We start from the raw sequence: 20914 nt of genomic DNA on the forward strand, positions 1-20914 counted from the left end.
TCTCTGAGTTATGATCACTTTTCACGCTTTATGAGCACTTTCTCTGAGTTATGATCACTTTTCACGCTTTATGAGCAATTCTCTGTGGTTAAGAGCAATTCTCCAGTTCTAAAGAGAAAGTACATGCTTGGTACCATGATAAAGAGTTGCGTACTTAAGGTTTCCACATTCCCCGCGGCTTTATTTACACAACTCCACAAACGGGGCACCTGTTACTTTCGCGTAATCAGTAGGCGCTAGTTTCATTTGGAAGCCTGGTTTACCGGCACTGGCGTAGATAGATTGTTTGGTTTGGGCAGAAATGTCTAGGAAAGTAGGTAGCGTCTTCTTCATACCGATCGCAGAACATCCGCCTCGGATATACCCCGTCACGTCAGTCAGCTGTTTCAAAGGAAGCATCTCCAACTTTTTCTCTCCTGCTGCGCGTGCCGCTTTTTTCAAGTCAAGCTCGCAGACTACCGGAATGACAAACACATAATTGCGTGCAGTACCCGCTGTCGTTACAAGTGTTTTATACACATTCGCTTCGTCTCCGCCATCTGCTGCAGCATTTGCATCTTCAGACAAATCGCGTTCCAGCAATTCATGAGGAATCCCTTCAGACTCTAAAATGCGAATCGCATTCGTTTTAATATGTTTATTCTTCTTCGCCATGATAAGTGCCTCCCTTTCTCCAATTCAAAAACCCGCCAACTAAATGGCGGGTCATTCATTTCTTTATGCGACAAGTGAATAAGCCGGACTTGCTTCCATATATCCATGCTGTTTCGCACTCGTCTGGATAGCATAAGCTGCAGAGGCTTGATCGTACAGTTTCTGCATTGCGTCCGCCAGTGAGGAGTCCGTTGCTGAATTCGACTCCTTTGGTTGCATCAGTGAATCTTCACGACTTGCTTCCGTGAGTTGTGCGGAACGCAGACGATCTTCCAACGCTAGTTGCGCTTCCGCTTCCATGATTTTAGCAGAAGCTGCTGCTGCAAGCTGATGGTCCACTTCAGATGGATCCGTTTTAGAAAGTGCTTCACTTCGGACATGACGCCAGCTCTGAATCGTTTCTTCCAATGTTTCCCCAAGCGGCAACGCCACTTGCTTCAGCTGTCCTGCACCCAGTTTTTGAAACTCTTTAGGTTGCGAATCTACCAGAGTGTTAGTTAACCGTTGCGCCAATTCGTTCCGTTTGGCTTCATTTCCACCTGTATAATCCGCATGACGGGTATAAGCCACTTCTGCAGAACGTTTTCTTGCATTCTCATATCTTGTATTTTCCGTAACTACCGGATTCGTCGAAATTGAGACCATGAACTCACCCCGCCATAAATTAGTATTTTAATTATACAGTCTAGTCGCTCCCAATTCATGAGGCGAACGATTTCAATTATTACTTGTCAAATAGTTTCTTTAGCGCATCTGCCATTGCCGTATTTTCAGGTTCTTCGTTCTCTTGCTTCTTAAGATACTTTTGAACATCACGTTTGTCGGCCTTTTTACCTGTTGTTTGAGCTCTTCGCTTTTCAAATGAGGATAGCTTTTCACGATATCCACATTTACAGACGAAAATTTTGCCATCGCCATGCCCACGAAGTTCCAATTTCTTTTTACAGTTAGGGCAGCGTGCGTTCGTCAACGTTGAGATGGTTTGACGATGGCCGCATTCACGGTCCTGACAAACAAGCATCTTGCCTCGTTTCCCGTTCACTTCAAGCATTGGCTTTCCGCAATCCGGACACATTTTCCCTGTTACATTGTCATGTTTGAATTTGGTATCATCCGATTTTATGTCCACGATGGTTTTCTTTGAAAAGTCGATCATCGTCCGGATGAATTGGTCTTTCTTCAGTTTTCCAGTTGCGATTTTCGATAAATCGCTCTCCCATTCGGCAGTAAGTGCTGGTGATTTCAAATCTTCTGGGACGAGTTCCAACAACTGGCGTCCTTTAGACGTAGTGTAAATATCATTCCCTTTTTTCTCAATGACAAACATGCCAAATAATCGTTCAATGACGTCCGCTCGCGTTGCAACTGTACCAAGCCCACCGGTTTCTCCGATTGTCTTGATCAATTCCTTAGATTCCCCCGCCATGAACTGCGTCGGATTCTCCATCGCAGCAAGTAACGTCCCTTCATTGAATCGAGCAGGTGGCTTGGTTTTGCCTTCTGTTCTTGAAAACGCACGTATTTGAAGAGTTTCACCTTTTTTCATGGCAGGTAACGCGTCTGTATCCGCTTCTTCTTCATCGGATGAATAGACAGCCTTCCATCCCTCATCCGTCACGGTCCGACCTTTCAATGTAAAGATTTCGTTGCCCGCTTGTAACTCTGCACTCAATTGTTCGTATTGGAATGGCGGATAGAACACAGCCAAGAACCGTTTAACAATAATGTCGTAAAGACGTTGTTCTTTGTCCGAGAGTGAATGCAAAGAAGGACTTTCTTCCGTCGGAATAATTGCATGGTGATCAGATACTTTACTGTCATTGATGACACCCTTTTGAGGTTTGACAGGTCCTTTGCGTAACAATGAATTGACAGCCTTTCGATACGGTCCGATTTCAACCGCTTTAACACGATCCTTCAACGTACTAGTCATGTCTGCTGTTAAGTGCTTCGAATCCGTACGTGGATACGTGACCGCTTTGTGTCGCTCATACAAGTTTTGTAACGTCGATAAGGTCTCCTTTGCGGACCATGACCAGCGACGATGCGCTTCTTTTTGCAGTTCCGTCAAGTCAAATAAAGGAGGTGCTGGTTGTGATTTCGGCGTTGATTTCAGGTCAATGATTTTGCCCTCTGTGATGCCTTCGGACGCATTCATTTTCGCATCGATCACGGTTTCATCGAAGACTTGAGTCTGGCCTTTCGAATCCCGCCATGTAAAACGACCCGCTTCCGTTAGAGCCTGCATGCCCCAGAACGGCTTTGGCTGGAACTTCTGAATCGCCTTTTCTCGTTCAGCAATCATTGCAAGAGTTGGTGTTTGCACGCGACCTGTCGACAATTGGGCGTTATGTTTTACCGTAAGTGCGCGTGTTGCGTTAATGCCGACGACCCAGTCCGCTTCCGCCCGCGCTGCCGCTGCTTCATATAAGTTATCGTACGCTTTTCCGTCTTTCAAGTTCGCGAATCCGTCTTTAATCGCTTTGTCTGTCACGGATGAAATCCACAACCGTTTGATTGGTTTACGATTTTTCGCAAGCTCCAAAATCCAGCGAGCTACGAGCTCCCCTTCGCGCCCAGCGTCAGTTGCGATGATGACGTCTTTAACTTCTCCACGGCGTAACTGTGCCTTCACAGCATTATATTGTTTCGATGTTTGTTTGATAGGTGTCAGTTTAAATGGCTGAGGAATGATTGGTAAGTGTTCCATTTTCCATTCTTTGAATTCCTGACCATACCCTTCAGGATCAGCATGTGTCACTAAATGGCCAAGCGCCCAAGTGACGATGTACCGATCCCCCTCTAGGAATCCATTTCCTTTTTTATGACAACCGAGCACACGGGCAATATCGCGTGCGACAGATGGTTTTTCTGCAAGTACAAGTGATTTAGACATCGTTCAATCCCCTTTCGTTCTCTCCATTATACGCAAGTTGGTCGGTTTCTTCAGTTTTGACCATATGAAAAACGTCCGTCCCGCGGAAATTCCGCTCGGACGGACGTTCTATCTTGTATTATGCGTCAATTATACCGTGGGTCAGTTCTTTCCCCATTTCTGTATACTTCACGAACACGCGCGCTAATTCTCTCAAGCGATCGTGTACATCTTCGTCTATAATCTTACTGTTTTCATCAAAATGATCACGATGTGTATACACATAATTCGGTGTCACCAAGCATCGGAAGTAATCAAGAATCGGCTTCATCTGATTTTCGACAACGAGATGGTGTTGATACGTCCCACCATTTGCCACGATTGAAACCGGTTTATATCGCATTGTACGTGGGTGAAGCAAATCGAATGCGTTCTTTAGCACCCCTGGGATCGAACCCTGGAATACGGGTGTAGCGATAATATAGCCATCCGCTTCATCGAACTTGCGAATCAGCTTCTTCATATCTTCGTTATATTCTTCTGCAGGTCGCCCATCGACAAACTGGTGATCGTACTCAGAGAAATTCAATCTCTCTATCTCAAAACCGCAGCCCGTTTCTTCTATATATTGCTGCACGGCGTCAAGTACGACACCCGTTTTGTTGCCGATAATGGTCCCGTCCACAAACAAAACTTTCAAAATGACCGTACCTCCTAATGATATTCTCACTCTACATCCTATCAGAAAGAATGGGAATTGACTTGCAATTAGCTTATTGAATTTTTTGTTAAACCACCTTGGATCGAAGGCGGTGCTTCGCCCGGTATCGGTGACTTTGTTTTCCCCTGATCTTCACTAAATCGCTTTTCTATTTGCTCGTGCTGAACCTCTTCCTCACCTTTTTCTTCTGCAATCCTTTCCTTAGCACGTTCAATCTGTTTAATCGGGTGTGAGAGCGCCACAATTGTGTCTCCTGCTACCGCCTGCAACTCTTCTGTTGGCGTGTAAAACTCAACGCTTCCATCTTCCCGTAAAATATAGAGAAGCACAGATCGATCATCCCGTTCACGCAAGTATTGTGTGTAACTGTATTGTTTAGAAAGTACCGTTTTGCGGAATACGTGCCCGGAATTCATACGTTCCTCCAAATCATAAATCGATAACGCGGGTGTGAATAACGTACGTCCACCCGTGACGTTAAACGATTCAACCCCTTCGCCAACATGGAATGATGTTTGGAATAAATTCTCGCGTCCCACGTCGTACAGGAAATCCGCGCAAATGTGGGCATTGTACGTGTCCGCTTTTGTCATCGCGAGCATATATCGATATGGCGTCAAATCTAGCGTATATTCCGTTTGCTCCGTCAGAATATCTCCTACATGACTGGACAAACCAAGCTTCCGTGCATGAGATAACCCCGCCCATGAAGTGTCCATCAGCAACACATCATTACCTGAGTCTTGAATTGATCGCGCAAGTTCTGCCGCAAATTTAGTTCCTCCAACGATTAGGACACCTGATTCATCCGTCGTCGTCAAGTTCAACCGACGTGCAAATGGACCGATTGTAAATCCATGCAACACAACTGTCGAGAGAACGAGCGCAAACGTGAGCGCAGTGAGTAATTCCGCATCCTTGTAGCCATTTTCAAGGAGAATTGAAGCAAAATATCCCGACACTGTGAGCGCCACAATTCCTCGAGGGGCAACCCATCCAAGCAGATTTTTTTCCCTGTTCGATAAATCCGTACCGACTGTAGACACCCAAATTGACAGCGGGCGGACGATGAACAACATCGCCATTACATAAGTAATAATATGCCAGTCGAATATTTCAATGAGTACATGAGGATCTAATGACGCAGTAAGCATCACAAAAATCCCTGAAATGAGTAGCACAGAAATGTTCTCTTTAAATTGACGGATGTCATGAATGGACGTTAAATGCATATTAGCCATCACGATCCCCATCGCTGTTACCGCTAGCAACCCGGTTTCATGCATAAGTTCATCCGAAATGACGAATGCAAATAAGACGACCGCGAAAAGTACGGGGGCTTTCAGAAATTCGGGAACGCCACCCTTTTCAAACGCATATCCGAGAATACGTGCAGACGCCCAACCGATGAATACAGCGAAAACAGATGCAGCTACGAATAATCCAAGTGCTGCGAGGGTAGCTTGCCCATTGACAAATTTGATGAATTCAAATGCAAACACGGCAAGTAATGCGCCAAATGGATCCACGATAATCCCTTCCCATTTAAGAAGTGCTGCTGGACGAGGCTTGAGTTTAGCCTGTCTGAGCATCGGTAAAATCACTGTCGGTCCGGTGACGATGAACAGTCCACCAATAATGAAAGCCACGGTCCAAGACAGTCCCGCTAAATAGTGTGCTGCGAGCGATCCCGTGATCCAGGCAATAAACGCGCCAAATGTCACGATTCGCGTGAGGGGTTTGCTGAATCCTTTAATTTCGCGGAAGTCGAGGTTGAGACTTCCTTCAAATAATATAATCGCGACCGCGAACGAAATAATTGGGCTAAATAGTTCTCCCAACGTTTCTTCGGGATTGATGAATCCGAATACAGGTCCAACGAGCAGACCTGCAATCGCCATGACGACGATCGCGGGAAGGCGATATCTCCAGGCAACCCATTGTGAGAGGATACCAATCAGAACAACGAGCATAAGGTCTGCAGCTATAGATCCGAACATTCGATTTCGCCACTCCTATCGAGTTGAAATTTCGTACTAGTGTACCACACCCACTCTATGAAACAACTTATTTGAGGTTTTCGAATGAAAGCTAGTGGCGTAGATCATAAATCCCTTCCCGCGGTTCAACACTCGCTTCCCCATCACCCTATCTCGTGACCAACTAGAATACTCTTCGCAAATTGATCATAAATCGCTGAAAGTGATCATAAAAAGTGGAATGTGCTCATAAATCTCGGATTCTGATCATAAACCATGGAATGTGCTCATAAATCCCGAAATATGCTCTTAAACCTTGAAATGCGATCATAAAACCTGAATTATGCTCATAAACCCCCTCCCACGGTTCAACACCAGCTTCCCCATCACCCTATCTCGTGACCAACTAGAATACACCTCTCAAATTGAACATAAATCGCTGAAAGTGCTCATAAAAAGTGGAATGTGCTCATAAATCTCAGTTTCTGATCATAAACCATGGAATGTGATCATTAATCCCGAAATATGCTCTTAAACCTTGAAATGTGATCATAAAACCTGAAATATGCTCATAAACCTCCTCGCACGGTTCAACTCCAGCTTCCCACTCAATTCCACCAGACTTTAATTTCTTTATCATAATAGATCCGCCCTCTTCATAGACTGGGAGGTGAAGAGACTGTGTGGAAAGGATGATTCCTATTATGAACAAAACAAAAAAGCTCATTGCGATCTGTCTTTCATCTACAGAAGAAAAAAATGGCTATCCTTTGCGAAGAGCGTTACGAGTTGCAGAAGAACTTTCTTCAGAAGCAACCATTGTTTTCATTACACAAGTTGCAACTCCCGATATACCAACTATGTATCGGTCGATGGAAGCCAATAATCATCGTACCCTTCTTCAAGTACTATCCTTTTTAAAACCGGATCTACTCGTTCGAGATACGGGTAGTACAATTAAAGAAGAAGTTGAGGCGATCTCTCGACTCGTTCCTGCTAGTTTACACTTTGATGATTTCGGAGAAGGCGGACAGCTAGCCGATTTTGTAATCCAAACATTATATGGAGAAACCGAACATGATGTTACGAGTCCAACCAAAACAGGCATTCAAACGTTTTTACCAGATGCACGCTGTGCGGACTTGCGTTCAAAAAGGGATCAGCATGTATTTGGTGACCCTCCCCGCCTTCTCATCGCATTCGGGGAAAATGATCCTGGCAACTTAACATTTCGTTCTTTCCGTCATGTGATGAATTTACAAATCCCACTCAATGTGACGATTTTGCTCGGCAAGTCCTATGAACACGATGCGAGTACACTTCAAATGATGGCATTGAGCCGTAGAAATACGACTGTTAAAAAAGCTCCACACGATTTTCTTGACCTAGCAGCAGAAGCAGATATTGTGTTATGTGGTGGAGGGTACATGCCATACGACGTTGCATGTCTCGGAGTACCTTGTATCATACTCGCACAAAGCACCTTCGAATCCGAGTTGCGATTCCCAATCGACCGCGATGGGTTCACACATTTGGGTCTTGGACGCAAAGTGAAGCAATCCAACCTGTTGAATGCAATCATGGAGCCACTTTTGCACGACTCTCTTCGTAAACGTGACGTCGATCGTCAGCTCGCCTTACCACTCGGTGAGGAAGCAGAAACGGTGTTTGAAACGATTCGTTATCTACTCGAACATCCGAAACGTGCAGTCCCCGGCAAGCCCTTACCTGATGTGGTAAACTGAGGAAAAGTACACAAGGAGGACTACAATCATGACTAAATCACAAATCGAATCTGAAATCGCAGAACTTAAAATGGATTATATAAACTTACAAGGGGACATCGAAAAACTCGAATCTACAGGTCACGGAGACTCTATCCAAAAAGCAGAGGCTCGTCTTGCGAAAATGGAAGACCGTCTTGCAGAGCTTAATCAGATGCTTGTAGCGCTTTGACTCTAAAGAATTCATAACTAAACTACTCACCTATTTAAAAATCCTCTTACCTGAAATCGGTAAGAGGATTTTTAAAATGTTTTTGTGGAATTAACTACTCAATAAGAAGTCAATTTCAACCACTCTTGTAGCGCATAAATCACGCGCTGCGGACGAGTGAATGTATTTTGGTATTCTTCCATATCCAATGTGAACAACGCGTCTTCGTTATTCCACAAACGTTCGAAATACGCATCTAGCTCACCTGCAAGTTCACTGTCCGTAGGAGCGATTACATACAGATCATTCTCCAAATTGTAGTTATCGAGGGTTCGCTCGGTTAAATTGGCGGAACCATTTAAAATGTGCATGTTATCATCGCGTTCGATCATGACGAGCTTCGTATGGTACTGACCGACAACCGTGTTGTACCAACGTACTTCAATCGCACCATCACTGTCTTCGACGAGCTTTTGCACAACAGGTCGATTCGGAAGCCCTGATTTTTGGTTACCAAAAGAATTTTCGTTTGGATCCAAAATAAGTTTTACTTCCACACCACGCTTTGCGGCTTCAGTCACTTCCTTCACGATACCTGGTTCCGCGATGAAAAACATCCCCATCCGAATGCGATCACCCGATTGCGCAGCGGTTAGTTCATCCATCAATACGTCTTTAATCTTCTTCTCGGTTAAATATTGAACAGCGTATTCCCCGTCTTCCGGCTCTTTCGCTTCAATACGAGGTAGTGTTTGCCCAGTCTGTCCCGTTGAATAGTTCAGCACTGCTTCTTCTGCCTCCAATAAATCATTAATAATAGGGCCAGATACTTTGAGTGCGACATTTCCATGGAAACCACTCGCATCATGCGGATTTGAAGACGTCACGAGCCCCGCTTTCTCCGTTGCAATCACTTTACGGTGATTCGACTTCACATTCAATAGCTCCACGTAAGATGCTAATCGGAATTTCGGCGCTTCAGAGGCCATTGCATTCGGAATCCATCCTTTTCCACCTATATCTCCAAAGCGGAACAACGTCCGATACAATCCTGAGTAGAGCGGCATAGAATCGCGTAATGGCTCCAAGTCGGTATACACGACTTCCACACCTGCATCCTTTAACTTTCCGAACCATTTCGATTCATAGGACCCATACCCTTTATTAATCGGGTCGGTAATGAATACAATCGGCATGTCGGGATAAGCCTTCTTTTTCTCGACCAACTTCTTCGTGATCGTCTCCGCAACCTTCGGGAAATCTAAATTTTCATCCGAATAATGATCCATCAAAAAGAAGTCCAGCACGATGAATTCATCCGCTTCCTCAATCATCGAATATACTTCATCAAAAATATTCAGATCATGTTTCATGTCCTCTTTCTTCTTCGTTTTTGAGTAGGATAAATCCGTAAAAACCTCTACATCATCAGTCCAATGGATGTCTCCTTCATAATTAACGCCTTTTGGCAAAGGCTTGTATGTATGATATAAAATAACAGCAATATAAATAAGGAGAAAAACTCCTAACGACAGCCACATAATTTGTTTCTGCTTTTTTGTTAATCTCTTACGTTTCTTTTTTTTCTTAGCCACAGCTTAGCCTCCACTCCAAATCCATCACTATAGCATTCCCTCTCTATGCATCTCACAAACTCCGTACCCATATAAAAAGACTTCCCCTATAGTAGGAGAAGTCCAAAATCGATATTATTACGCAATTACAAGTTCGTTGACAGACTGATCTTGCGTTAATAGTTCTTTTAAATATTTTTTAGCACGGAACAGGCGGGATTTCACCGTACCGATAGAGACTTGCATCATTTCAGCAATTTCAATGAGTGAGTATTGATTGACATAAAAGTACTCAATCGTTGTCTTATATATAGCGTCTAGCTCATTTATCTTACTTTGAACTGCAGCGCGGAGATCTTGTCTCTCAACAATTTCACCTGGTAGTGGACTGCCACTTGGCACTAAATCGAGCAAGGGAATGTCCAAAGTATCCGGCTGGTTCATGACATACTTACTACGACGGACATCTTTACGATAACGATCTCTGAACGTATTCATGCAAATCGTTGTCAGCCAAGCTTTCATACGATCTACGCCTTCCATACGATCGCTCGTGCGGACTACCTTGACCCAAACATCTTGCATAAGATCTTCAGCCTCTTCTTTATTACGTGTCAATTTCAAACATAAGTGATATAAGTATCTGCCATATTCATCATGTAATTCATTAAGTGTTGGTTTCATCCGTTAACGCCTCCGTGTTCTAGCTGTTACGTTTAGTATGCACTAGAACAAGCGGCTGAACTATCGGAGTTTCTTTCAGTTACCTTACAAACGTGTAAGGTTGCTGTATATTAGGTTTCATCATCAATCAGTTCTTCCGGACGGCGAGTGATTCGAAGACGTACGATCCGATTGCGGTCCATCTCTTCGATTTCAAACAACAGCGGACCATACGTGAAACGTTCTCCCTTATCGGGTACGTGATCCAGCTCTTGGAAGGCAAATCCACCGATTGTATCATTTTCAGTCGGCAAGTCAATTCCAAGTAAGCTCACCGCATCTTCGATTTCAAGACGCCCCTGACATACGAGTGTATCTTCTGTATGTTCATAGACCATCGCGTCTTCTGCTTCGTCTGTTTCATCTTCAATTTCCTGACCGATCATTTCTTCGATAATATCTTCATGCGTTACGATACCGAGCGTTCCACCATACTCGTCCAATACGATTGCCATATGTTTTTTGTGCGCGAGCATCATTTTAAACACTTTCTCGACGCTTGCAGTTTGTACGACAAACAGCGGATCATGGTCAATCATATCTTTGAACGGTTCTTCTGGTGTAATGGACCATTCGATTAACCGCTTAGAATAGAATACACCGATAATCTTATCGATACTTTCTTCATAGATCGGATAACGGGTATAGAAATACTCGAGAACCGTACTGCGAACTTCTTCATAGCTTGAATCGAGTGGCAGGGCAACGACGTCTGTCCGGTGGGTTCCCATGACGTCTGAAACGTCTTTTTCCGGAAAGTCGAGGACTCCTTTTAACCGCAGCGATTCCTCTTGTTGGAACGTTCCTTCAGTAGAAGCAAGGTCAACCATTGAGCGTAAGTCCTCTTTCGTCAGAGTTGCTTCTGTCACGGCACCCTTTGATAGAATGCGGATGAAAAGATTCGTAAAGAGCGCTAATAAGTACGTGAGCGGCGTTAGTAGTTTAACAATAACGCGGATGACTGGAGCAACGGTGTATGCCAATTTATCGGCAAACGTTGCGGCGATAGTTTTTGGTAATACTTCCCCGAAAATGATTAGGACAACTGTCAAAAGTCCAGTGAGTAGACCTACATTAAGGCCTTTGTCGATAGCGATCATGGTTACGATTGTTGGCATCATGATGTTTGCGACGTTGTTACCGATTAAGATTGCTGTAATCATTCGATCTGGTTTCGAAACGAGGGCGCGGAGCCGAATTGCTTTAGGGTCTCCTTGCTCTGCGCGCATCTGGATTTTCATCCGGTTTACGGCAGTAAGTGCAGTTTCACTCCCTGATAAGAAAAATGACATCACCAAAAAGAAAGCAAGTGCGATGAACAAGAGCGATTCCTCCCGAAAATTCCTGGTTCGTTTCGATTTGCATATATAGACGTATCTCTAAGGGTTGAGGTTGCAAACCTAAGACGGCTATAATTTGAATCCGATTTCATAGCTGTTGGAATAGTATAGCATAAGTATCAGAAAGAAAAGGATTCAGAAGTCTCTTTTTTTTGAATTCACTCCAATTCTGCTATACTAAAGTAATCAGCATCGTCACGGTGTACCCAACTTTTTTTGGGGGATTAACCCAAACACTGTCGACGAATGATGGGATTCAGCAGGGCTTTCCTAGCTGCAACCTCGCATTTATCCATACGAAAACGAAAAGGGGTAATTTCATGGCAACGCTTGACCAATTGAATGAGTACTTTGAAAAGAATCGCGATACGCATCTGAATGAGATGAAGGAATTTTTGAGTATTCCGAGCATCAGTGCCTTATCTGAGCACAAAGCCGATATGCAAAAAGCTGCGGAATGGTTATCAAATTCGTTCAAAGAAGCAGGACTTGAAAACATCTCCATCGAACCTACTGCCGGGCATCCGGTCGTTTACGCTGACTGGCTTCATGCAGAAGGTCAACCGACGATCCTCATTTACGGTCACTATGACGTACAACCTGTTGACCCATTGCACCTATGGGAAAGCGCGCCATTCGAGCCAGAAATCCGTGATGATAAAATGTTCGCTCGTGGATCGACTGACGACAAAGGACAAGTGTTCATGCACGTAAAAGCGGTTGAAGCATTGATGCAGTTGGATGGCAAACTTCCACTTAACGTGAAGTTCATCATTGAAGGTGAAGAAGAAGTTGGAAGTCCGAACCTTGTTCCATTCATTAAAGACCATAAAGAAAAGCTCGCAGCAGATACGATTGTCATTTCGGATACAGCCCTTCACGCTCCAGGTCAACCTGCAATTTGTTACGCACTTCGAGGATTGAGCGGTGTACAAATTGACGTCTACGGTGCTAAGAGCGACTTGCACTCAGGCGTATACGGTGGTGGTATCCAAAACCCGATTCATGCAGTTGCAGAAATTTTGGCGTCATTCCATGACCAAGAAGGAACGATTGCAGTTGACGGATTTTATGATAATGTTCGCAATTTAAGCGAAGAGGAGCGTCAAGCATACAAAGACCTCAACTTCGACGAAGAAGCACTTAAACAAGAAATCGGTGCTTCTGAGCTGTTTGGCGAGTCAGGCTATTCGTTCCTAGAACGTACATCTGCCCGCCCGACTCTTGAAGTGAACGGCGTTTTCGGTGGTTTCAGCGGTGAAGGTATCAAGACCGTGTTGCCTGCAGAAGCGGGTGCTAAAATTACATGCCGCCTTGTTCCGGATCAAGACCCAGCGGAGATCGTTGAAAAATTGAAAGCACATGTTGATAAGCATAAGCCTGAAGGTGTTAAAGTGACGGTCACGCCGTTTGACCAGGGACGTCCATTCATCACACCGTTCGACCATCCAGCACTTACAGCAGCAAGCCGTTCTTACGAGAAAGTGTACAACGTGCCAACTGTGTATACACGCGGCGGCGGATCGATTCCAATTGTTGCCGACTTCGATGAAATTCTCGGTTTACCAGTTGTCCTCATGGGCTTCGGTCTTGAAACAGAGAACTTACACGGACCAAACGAACACTTAACACTTGAGAACTTCGACAAAGGATTGCGCGTGCTTGGTGACTATTACCAAGAACTTTCTACCTTATCTAAAGATGAGTTGAAGAAATAAGATTCTTAATCCCCCTATTGCGATTGTTCGCGATAGGGGGATTTTTAGTTGGATAAAGGGGTATGATTGGCAATACGTCTTCCATTTACTTACTATTGCAACTTGAATTGTGTCTCGTTGCTGATTAATTCATTGATAGTACCGATTCTTTGTCTCATAGTGCCGATTCCTTACTCCATAATGCTGATTTCACGCGCCATATTGCCGATATCCCCATGCATCTTTCCGATTGCCCCTTTTGACTGGATGAAGAAAGTGAAGTAGAGGTTAAACTACCTCTCCCCATCGGATGCCACGATAATTTGACCAACCACAAAAAAACCTCTTCCATCAAAAAGGAAGAGGTGCTCGATTATTCAGTTGGCTCAGCTTGCCAATACGTGACGATGTCTTCAACCGGCGTACGTGGCTTTGTTTTTGGTAATTCATCAAAGTGACCAAACTGAAGCATGCTAATGATTCGTTCTCCTGGCTGGACGCCTAAGGCTACTCGGAACTTAGGGTCATCTAGGAATCCTGGTGTTTTCCAGCACGTTCCTATTCCTTTGTCCCAGGCGAGCAATTGAATATTTTGTATCATCGTACTGGCCGCCGCAAAGTCTTCTAAACGTTGTTTTTGTCGTGCATCTTCTGGAACGATGACAAACATTGCCGCGCTTGCACTAGTATATTTGCTCATTTGTTTTTCAAGGGCTTCATCCGACAACTCTTTCCATTTCGGTACACCGAACTCGCGCAGGACGTCTAAAAATTGCTCGTAGTTGTCTTCTGCAGCGAGTACGAAACGCCATGGATTACGGTTTCCATGATTGGGAGCCCAAATTGCATCTTCTAAAATATCGTCAATTTCGCTTTGTTCAACAGGCTGTCCGTTAAAGCTCTTGATGGAGCGGCGAGAAATAATTGCGTCTCTTACTGATAGTGCTTGTTCATCCATTGTTGTATCCCCTTTTGTCATTGATATTCTTCAGTATACATCATTTCAATAATTGGTTTATATTTTCCATCATGATTTATTAGTTAAGAAAATTCATCGTTTATTCGAAAGAAAATGTATTTGGCGTTTGGTCGATAGGCGTAGGAATCCTTGTAATCCCAACTTCTTCTTTGCACATCGTAGGTATGAGCATTGACGAGTGGTGACGTGCCGTCTTTAGCAGTCACAATCGTTGAATGATCAAAGCGGCCATCTCCTTGGAAGTCATATAAAATGACATCACCTAGGTTCAGCTCTTCAGCTGATTGCACTTGATAGGCAGTCAGTCCTCTCGTTGAACCTCCTAAGTACCATCGTAGTGAATGGGCTACTGACCAACTAAAACTCCAGTTTGAATTCGTAATCCACCAACCACGATCTCGTACGGGAATGCCATGCATCGGTGCCCCGCCTGCACGCAAGCATTGTGAAATGAAATTTGTACAATCGACATCGAATGAGGGGTACTGCGGATTTCGCCCATCCCACCATTTGTCCGCATACCAGACTGCAGCTTCGCGGTCATACATCGATTCGCCTCCTCACCCTATTCTATGTGGGTGGCTAGGTTTTCATCCTTAAAATTGTACATAAAAAACGCCCGCTAAGCGGACGCTCAACTATGGAGCATACCGGATTCGAACCGGTGACCCCTTCGCTGCCAGCGAAGTATTCTCCCGCTGAACTAATGCCCCGTTCTTTCTGGAAATATTTGTTGGGTATCGGCGTTGCTGAATAACGCTAATTCAGCCTTAATCTGATACAATTAAAAGTATAGCAACATGTGCGTTAGAAGACAATGTTTAGGAGGACGGCTTATGCAACATGCAGAACGCGAACTGACTTCGCCAGTTTCGCTTTGTGACAGCAAGGGGTTATTGAATCCTGAAGCGATTGGCTTTGCTCAGAAGCCGATCGTCCAAAGTAATCTGAAGGGACAGTTCCCCAATAAAAAGAAGTGGAATACGTGGACCGTCTATGGAGAAGAAGTCTTGTTCACTGCGACCATCGCTCATTTTGACATCGGTGCTGTGTGTCTTGTCTATTTCCTGGATTATGAGACGGAACGTTTTTTTGAAAAAAGGATTGCCTTGCCCTTTGCACGTCATATAAAGATGCCTGAACACGTACTTACAGATATTAATTTTTTAGATAACCGCCTTTCCATACATGCTAGCTATACCAATGAGGAGACGCATTTATCTGTTTCCATCCCTGAGTTTGATAACGAAACGTTGCATGCCGATCTCCATATTAGCCACCCTTCAGAGGATCAGTCATTGAATGTTGTCGTTCCGAAAAACCGGAATACCTTTCAATTCACTGCAAAGCATCACACGCTACCGACTTCCGGTTTTTTAAAGATTGGAGATAAACGGTATGAATTCAATCCGGATTATAGTTTTACGGTATTAAACTATACACGTGGTGTATGGCCCAAAATGACGGAGTGGAATTGGGCAATGGCTTCACAACGATCAGGAGGTCGCCGTATCGGATTGAACCTCGGTGGCAAGTGGACAGATGGTACGGGGTTGACCGAAAATGCTGTATTCGTCGATGGTGTAATGACTAAAATTCATGAAGATGTGATTTTTTCTTTTAATCCTGAGCGTATGATGGAACCGTGGACAATCCATACTAAGTTCACAGATTGCGTAGACTTGACCTTCACTCCTTTTTTCGAACGCGAAGCGAGTTCTCACCGAAGGGGATTAAAAGCGGATTTCACTCAAATGTTCGGCTACTTCAACGGGAAAGTTCGGTTGGATTCTGGTGAACGGTTAGCTGTTCGCCGCATATTAGGTTCTTGTGAGGCGTTTCAGGCTAAGTGGTAAAACTACTTTTCTGCCCACTTTCGTTTAAATTCGTTTGGAAAAAGGTACAGTAGTATCAAAGCAATCGAACTATTCAGAGAGGACGTGAGACGTTGAATAAGCTTGTAGCAATGGGGTCTGTTGTGTTTGCGAGCGTCCTATTTGTCAGCGCGTGCGGCAATTCGGGTAAAAATGCCAACCAAGACAATCGGGAAGAAGCAGACATTGTCACGGAGGAGTCAAAAGAAGGTGGCGACCGTGATAACGGTGATGCCTACGGTTTCAACAAATTCGAATTGGAGATCGACGTCGATAACCAAGACGCCATCGATGCGGAGTATAAGGTAGAGAAGAATTTCGATCCGGAGTACCAAAACATATTGACAAACATCGACTTAGAAGGTGCCAAAGCGATGGATGAGCTGGATAAGATGTTCATCGCTTTAAATTTTCAACATGAAATGTCTGGTGAAGAAGCCCGTGAGAAAATTTTAGAGTACTTCCAGATTGACTTGTATTCAAAGTTTAAACTGGATATCGAGTTTGACGATGGTACAAATTTGAAATTTGAAGATAAACAGTAAATTGTTGATTGAAAACCACCGATTTGGTGGTTTTTTTGTTTTAGCAAGTTCGGGGTAAGGATCCAGTTTATTGGACGGGTTGGAGTGGTAATGCCCACTTCCCTTCCCTAAATGTGCAGCGGAGCGGAGCACACCAATCAGGTTTGGTTTTGAATTAGAAGGAGATGGATTGGTCGCGAGCTTAGATCCGGACTAAAGAAGGTTGGTTGCCGCGGAAATGAGCAAGTTCCTCATGGAAACGGGCGGGTTCGGACGCAGAACGATCGGGTTCTCCGAGGTGAACGGGCAGGATCAGTACCAATTGAGAGCATTCCTCCCTTCAGAGCACATTCCACATAAAAAAAACGCTCCCGCTAATTGGGGAGCGCCTCGGTGTTATAGCTTAGATTGTTGCAACATCGTATAATACAAGCCCTTTTGACCAATCAACTCTGATTGGCTACCAGACTCGATCAGCTTACCTTGATCCATTACATAAATGATATCGGCCTTTTTCACCGTATTGAGGCGGTGGGCAATGACGAAACTCGTACGACCTTCCATGAGCTTTTCAAGTGCAGCTTGAATTTCTAGTTCTGTGACCGTGTCAATACTGCTCGTTGCTTCGTCCAGCAACAACAATACTGGATCCGCCACAAATGCACGCGCAATGGACAGCAATTGCTTCTGCCCTTGCGAAATTTCGCTCCCATCCGCTGAGAGCAACGTATCGTACCCTTCTTCCAGACGGCTAATAAATTCATGAGCGTTCGCTTTTTTCGCTGCTTCTTCAATCTCTTCATCTGTTGCATCGAGTTTCCCATATCGAATGTTTTCTCTCACCGACGACTCAAACAAGAACGGATCCTGCAAAACAAATGCCGTTTGATTGCGTAATGTTGCGCGTGGAAGCTCGTCAATCGGAATGCCATCTATCAAAATCGTTCCCTTATCCACTTCGTAGAATCGGGCAATCAATTGAACAAGCGTCGTTTTCCCAGCACCTGTCGCACCAAGGAGCGCAGCGGTCTCTCCCGCTTTCACGCACAACGAGACATCCTCCACCGTGTAACCATCCGTTTCGGGTGCATAGCCAAAGGTTACGTTGCGAAATTCGACATTCCCTCTAAGCTGGATATCTCCATTCGACTCTGCTGCGTCCCGTTCCACATCTTCCCCCATAATTGAAAATACTCGTTCAGCACCTGCAATCGCGGATAGGACCGTATTGAATTGGTTGGCTAAATCGTTCAACGGACGCGTGAATTGACGTGCATACTCTGCGAATATAACTATTGTACCGATTGTCACTATCCCGTCACCCCGTAACGCCAGCAATCCTCCAACTCCCGCTACAATAGCAAACGCCGCATTGTTCAACATATTCATCACTTTCGGGATGAAACCTGAATACGTCAATGCCCAAAACCCAGTTCGTTTCAATCGATCACTTTTCGCAGCAAACTCTTCCTTCATCCGTTCTTCTTGAGAGAAAGCTTTTACAATTCGCTGTCCGGACATCGTTTCTTCAATCATTCCGTTCAACTCACCGATTGCGCGTTGCTGTTCCTTAAAAAGAATTCCAGTACGACGAGTGATCCATCGCATCGCGATAAACATGACTGGAACGATCGTCATCGTTAGTAAAGTAAGAAGTGGACTAAGGTAGAGCATGACCGCAAGAGTTCCACCAAGCGTTAATATACTCGAAAATACTTGGATGAACGATGAATTCAACGTCTGGCTAATATTTTCAATGTCGTTCGTCATTCGGCTCATGAGCTCACCGTGCTGACGCTTATCAAAAAAGGAAACAGGCAATTTCTGCAAATGATTAAATAAGCCCGCTCTTAACTTATAGACCGTATTTTGAGCAATGCCGACCATCCAGAAGTTCTGGAAGTACATCGTCAGTGACGTCCCCGCGTAAATTGATAGCAACAAGCCAATTTGCATCGCAAGTCCATCAGTTTTCATCGGAATGATGAAATTATCAATGGTCTGCCCGATTAGAAAAGGACCAAGTAGCGTGAGTCCGGAGCTGGCAAACACTAGGACTAACACTGTTATGAGTAGCCCACGTTGTTCATCTACGAGACGCCACACGTTGAGCAATGCCTGCTTCCAGTCACCCACTTCTTCTTTCTTACGCTTCGTACCTTTTTTCAAATCTTCCCGCTTAATGATCGGTTCGTAACCGAAGGGCTTCCTCACGTTGTTCACCATCGTCCACCACCTCCTCATCCAACTGGGATTCAGCTATTTTCCGATACAATGTCGACTGATTCATGAGCTGATCGTGCGTACCGTACGCCGCCACTTTTCCTTCATCCAGCAAAAGAATGCGATCGGCGCCTTGAGCAGTATGAATTTTTTGCGTGATGACAATCATCGTGGCACGTTCGCCTTCCAACGCTTCCCATAGGGCATTCTCCGTTTTCACATCGAGCGCACTCGTACTGTCGTCTAGCAGCAAAATCGCGGGCTTTCGGACAAGCGCCCGCGCAATGGATAAGCGCTGTTTTTGACCACCCGATAAGTTGACACCTTTTTGCCCGACGCGCGTCTCGTAGTTTGCTGGGAAACGCTGAATCGAAGCATGGATTTGAGCCTTTTCAGCTGCAGCTTCTAATTCGTCTGCCCGTGCTTCCGGGTCGCCCCACGCTAAGTTTTCTCGAATTGTTCCTGTAAAGAGGACCGACTGCTGCGGCACGAGGCCGATTGCATTGCGGAGCTCTTCTAGCGGCCAATCTTCAATATTCTTACCATCGAGTAGAATTTCACCAGAAGTTGCGGTGAAAATGCGTGGGATTAAGTTCAACATCGTCGACTTCCCAGACCCAGTCGCTCCCATGACGGCAATTTTCTCTCCTGGATTAATAGTGAAGGAAACGTTCGATAGCACTTGTTCCGGATGACCAGGATAATGGAAAGTAACATTATTAAAGGCCAAGGCTCCACGGCTTTCTTCTTCACTTTCTGAATTTCCAGGAATGATGATTTCACGATCGTCATCTGCAAGCAACACTTCTTCCATCCGTACAGAAGACGCTTGAGCTCTTGAGAACGCAACAATGAGGAATGAAAACATCGAGAATCCGCCTGTAATACGGAATGCGTAGTTCACAATTGCAACAATTTCCCCGACTTGGGCATCACCTGCACGAACGACCCCGACTCCGAACCATAAAACCAGCATTAAACTACCATTCATGATGAGTAGTAAAATCGGCATAATGAGTTCCATCATCCGAAACGCTTTCACTGTATCTTTTCTTAATAAATCTGCGACCTTCGAGAAACGGCTACCTTCATACACACCTCGTAAATACGCTTTAATCAGACGGACAGCTTGAAGATTTTCCTGAATGACTCGATTCACTCGATCCAAGCGACGCTGAACATCAGAAAAGTAGCCAACTCCTTTTCGAGCCATAACAAACAAAAAGACACATAGAAAAGGAATTCCTATCAACAAAAACGAAGCGAGCTTCACGTTAACGAGCATCGCCATCACTAAACTTCCAATTACGACGAGCGGCGCCCGTAGCAAAATCCTGAGACCCATGAACAAAATGTTTTGCGCCATCGTGACGTCACTTGTCAGTCGTGTAATGAGTGAGGACGTCGGAAAACGTAAAAATGTCGACATGGAGAATGCTTGAATTTGTTTAAATAACGCCTGTCTCAAATCGTATCCAAAACCTTGCGCCGCGTGGGCAGCGAAGAACGAGTTTGTGACACCTGATACTAACGCAAGAAGCGCGAGTCCCATCATGATACTTCCGTAAAGAATAATTGTCTCTCGATCACCAACTGTAATCCCGTCGTCGATTATTTTTGCTATAAGGAGCGGCTGAATAAGCTCCACACTTAACTCGATTAACATTAAAATAAGTGCAATTACTATTGGCCATTTATATGGCTTTGCATAGGAAAATACAGTTTTCATCGGCATTGTCCTTCCTGAACTGTTTCGTTTATCGAATTAGTTAATTATTCTTAGTATGCCATATTCCTGAATGACTGTATAGCGATT

Annotated in this window: 17 protein-coding genes and 1 tRNA gene; 5 read left to right on the forward strand and 13 right to left on the reverse strand. The window is 44.6% G+C overall.

Translation table 11 applies throughout. The annotated features are described in order from the left end of the window. Positions 1–180: 180 nt before the first annotated feature. The 5 genes from ACR65F_RS04005 to ACR65F_RS04025 all read right to left on the reverse strand — a co-directional run bounded on the left by ACR65F_RS04005 (position 181) and on the right by ACR65F_RS04025 (position 6250). Complete coding sequence (locus ACR65F_RS04005; RefSeq protein WP_125102583.1) at positions 181–654, reverse strand: aminoacyl-tRNA deacylase; 474 nt, start codon at positions 652–654, stop codon at positions 181–183. Positions 655–717: 63 nt separating this feature from the next. Further along, a complete protein-coding gene (locus ACR65F_RS04010; RefSeq protein WP_440503363.1) occupies positions 718–1299 on the reverse strand; it encodes a hypothetical protein in 582 nt (193 codons plus the stop codon). Between the two features lie 79 nt (positions 1300–1378). Beyond that, on the reverse strand, positions 1379–3550 hold the full coding sequence (locus ACR65F_RS04015) for a DNA topoisomerase III (RefSeq protein ID WP_440503364.1): 2172 nt from the start codon (positions 3548–3550) through the stop codon (positions 1379–1381). A 118-nt stretch (positions 3551–3668) separates the two neighbouring features. Then, complete coding sequence (locus ACR65F_RS04020; protein WP_440503365.1) at positions 3669–4229, reverse strand: NADPH-dependent FMN reductase; 561 nt, start codon at positions 4227–4229, stop codon at positions 3669–3671. A gap of 68 nt (positions 4230–4297) precedes the next feature. Further along, positions 4298–6250: a cation:proton antiporter gene (locus tag ACR65F_RS04025; protein ID WP_440503366.1), complete on the reverse strand. Its 1953-nt coding sequence runs from the start codon at positions 6248–6250 to the stop codon at positions 4298–4300. A gap of 683 nt (positions 6251–6933) precedes the next feature. Between ACR65F_RS04025 and ACR65F_RS04030 the strand changes: the two genes are divergently transcribed. Together ACR65F_RS04030 and ACR65F_RS04035 are read left to right on the forward strand one after the other, a co-directional pair. After that, on the forward strand, positions 6934–7974 hold the full coding sequence (locus ACR65F_RS04030; protein WP_156137938.1) for a hypothetical protein: 1041 nt from the start codon (positions 6934–6936) through the stop codon (positions 7972–7974). Between the two features lie 28 nt (positions 7975–8002). Beyond that, positions 8003–8185, forward strand: a complete 183-nt coding sequence (locus tag ACR65F_RS04035; protein ID WP_039042716.1) for an SE1832 family protein — start codon at positions 8003–8005, stop codon at positions 8183–8185. Between the two features lie 98 nt (positions 8186–8283). Here ACR65F_RS04035 and ACR65F_RS04040 read toward each other — a convergent pair whose 3' ends face one another. From ACR65F_RS04040 to ACR65F_RS04050, 3 genes are all read right to left on the reverse strand, one after another. Beyond that, on the reverse strand, positions 8284–9759 hold the full coding sequence (locus ACR65F_RS04040) for a phospholipase D family protein (RefSeq protein ID WP_440503367.1): 1476 nt from the start codon (positions 9757–9759) through the stop codon (positions 8284–8286). Positions 9760–9876: 117 nt separating this feature from the next. After that, positions 9877–10422, reverse strand: a complete 546-nt coding sequence (locus tag ACR65F_RS04045) for an RNA polymerase sigma factor (RefSeq protein WP_025783235.1) — start codon at positions 10420–10422, stop codon at positions 9877–9879. Between the two features lie 110 nt (positions 10423–10532). Next, positions 10533–11783 (reverse strand): hemolysin family protein, encoded by a 1251-nt coding sequence (locus ACR65F_RS04050; RefSeq protein WP_185736953.1) that lies wholly within the window; start codon positions 11781–11783, stop codon positions 10533–10535. Between the two features lie 338 nt (positions 11784–12121). Between ACR65F_RS04050 and ACR65F_RS04055 the strand changes: the two genes are divergently transcribed. Further along, entirely contained in the window at positions 12122–13519 is a 1398-nt protein-coding gene (locus tag ACR65F_RS04055) for a dipeptidase (RefSeq protein ID WP_440503368.1), read from the forward strand. Positions 13520–13871: 352 nt separating this feature from the next. Here ACR65F_RS04055 and ACR65F_RS04060 read toward each other — a convergent pair whose 3' ends face one another. From ACR65F_RS04060 to ACR65F_RS04070, 3 genes are all read right to left on the reverse strand, one after another. After that, entirely contained in the window at positions 13872–14456 is a 585-nt protein-coding gene (locus ACR65F_RS04060) for a nitroreductase family protein (RefSeq protein ID WP_039042712.1), read from the reverse strand. 83 nt (positions 14457–14539) lie between these two features. Further along, positions 14540–15025 (reverse strand): amidase domain-containing protein, encoded by a 486-nt coding sequence (locus tag ACR65F_RS04065; RefSeq protein WP_039042711.1) that lies wholly within the window; start codon positions 15023–15025, stop codon positions 14540–14542. 93 nt (positions 15026–15118) lie between these two features. After that, positions 15119–15190: transfer RNA gene (locus ACR65F_RS04070), tRNA-Ala, on the reverse strand. A gap of 123 nt (positions 15191–15313) precedes the next feature. On the opposite strand from ACR65F_RS04070, the gene ACR65F_RS04075 reads away from it, so the two are divergent. After that, positions 15314–16333, forward strand: a complete 1020-nt coding sequence (locus ACR65F_RS04075; protein WP_440503369.1) for a DUF2804 domain-containing protein — start codon at positions 15314–15316, stop codon at positions 16331–16333. 92 nt (positions 16334–16425) lie between these two features. After that, entirely contained in the window at positions 16426–16896 is a 471-nt protein-coding gene (locus ACR65F_RS04080; protein ID WP_039042709.1) for a YusW family protein, read from the forward strand. Positions 16897–17271: 375 nt separating this feature from the next. Here ACR65F_RS04080 and ACR65F_RS04085 read toward each other — a convergent pair whose 3' ends face one another. Together ACR65F_RS04085 and ACR65F_RS04090 are read right to left on the reverse strand one after the other, a co-directional pair. Further along, the gene (locus ACR65F_RS04085; protein ID WP_440503370.1) at positions 17272–19101 is read right to left on the reverse strand and encodes an ABC transporter ATP-binding protein; all 1830 of its coding nucleotides are present in this window, start codon (positions 19099–19101) and stop codon (positions 17272–17274) included. Beyond that, on the reverse strand, positions 19055–20827 hold the full coding sequence (locus ACR65F_RS04090) for an ABC transporter ATP-binding protein (RefSeq protein WP_440503371.1): 1773 nt from the start codon (positions 20825–20827) through the stop codon (positions 19055–19057). The genes ACR65F_RS04085 and ACR65F_RS04090 overlap by 47 nt, the downstream gene beginning before the upstream one ends. Positions 20828–20914: the final 87 nt, after the last annotated feature.

The organism is Sporosarcina sp. SAFN-010 (assembly GCF_059415065.1).

What these genes read in the sequence shown, in the direction of transcription:
- ACR65F_RS04005 (WP_125102583.1), bottom strand. Translation starts at nt 654, where the DNA reads ATGGCGAAGAAGAATAAACATATTAAAACGAATGCGATTCGCATTTTA.
- ACR65F_RS04045 (WP_025783235.1), bottom strand. Translation starts at nt 10,422, where the DNA reads ATGAAACCAACACTTAATGAATTACATGATGAATATGGCAGATACTTA.
- ACR65F_RS04075 (WP_440503369.1), top strand. Translation starts at nt 15,314, where the DNA reads ATGCAACATGCAGAACGCGAACTGACTTCGCCAGTTTCGCTTTGTGAC.
- ACR65F_RS04025 (WP_440503366.1), bottom strand. Translation starts at nt 6,250, where the DNA reads ATGTTCGGATCTATAGCTGCAGACCTTATGCTCGTTGTTCTGATTGGT.
- ACR65F_RS04060 (WP_039042712.1), bottom strand. Translation starts at nt 14,456, where the DNA reads ATGGATGAACAAGCACTATCAGTAAGAGACGCAATTATTTCTCGCCGC.
- ACR65F_RS04085 (WP_440503370.1), bottom strand. Translation starts at nt 19,101, where the DNA reads ATGGTGAACAACGTGAGGAAGCCCTTCGGTTACGAACCGATCATTAAG.
- ACR65F_RS04090 (WP_440503371.1), bottom strand. Translation starts at nt 20,827, where the DNA reads ATGAAAACTGTATTTTCCTATGCAAAGCCATATAAATGGCCAATAGTA.
- ACR65F_RS04035 (WP_039042716.1), top strand. Translation starts at nt 8,003, where the DNA reads ATGACTAAATCACAAATCGAATCTGAAATCGCAGAACTTAAAATGGAT.
- ACR65F_RS04010 (WP_440503363.1), bottom strand. Translation starts at nt 1,299, where the DNA reads ATGGTCTCAATTTCGACGAATCCGGTAGTTACGGAAAATACAAGATAT.
- ACR65F_RS04065 (WP_039042711.1), bottom strand. Translation starts at nt 15,025, where the DNA reads ATGTATGACCGCGAAGCTGCAGTCTGGTATGCGGACAAATGGTGGGAT.
- ACR65F_RS04030 (WP_156137938.1), top strand. Translation starts at nt 6,934, where the DNA reads ATGAACAAAACAAAAAAGCTCATTGCGATCTGTCTTTCATCTACAGAA.
- ACR65F_RS04055 (WP_440503368.1), top strand. Translation starts at nt 12,122, where the DNA reads ATGGCAACGCTTGACCAATTGAATGAGTACTTTGAAAAGAATCGCGAT.
- ACR65F_RS04015 (WP_440503364.1), bottom strand. Translation starts at nt 3,550, where the DNA reads ATGTCTAAATCACTTGTACTTGCAGAAAAACCATCTGTCGCACGCGAT.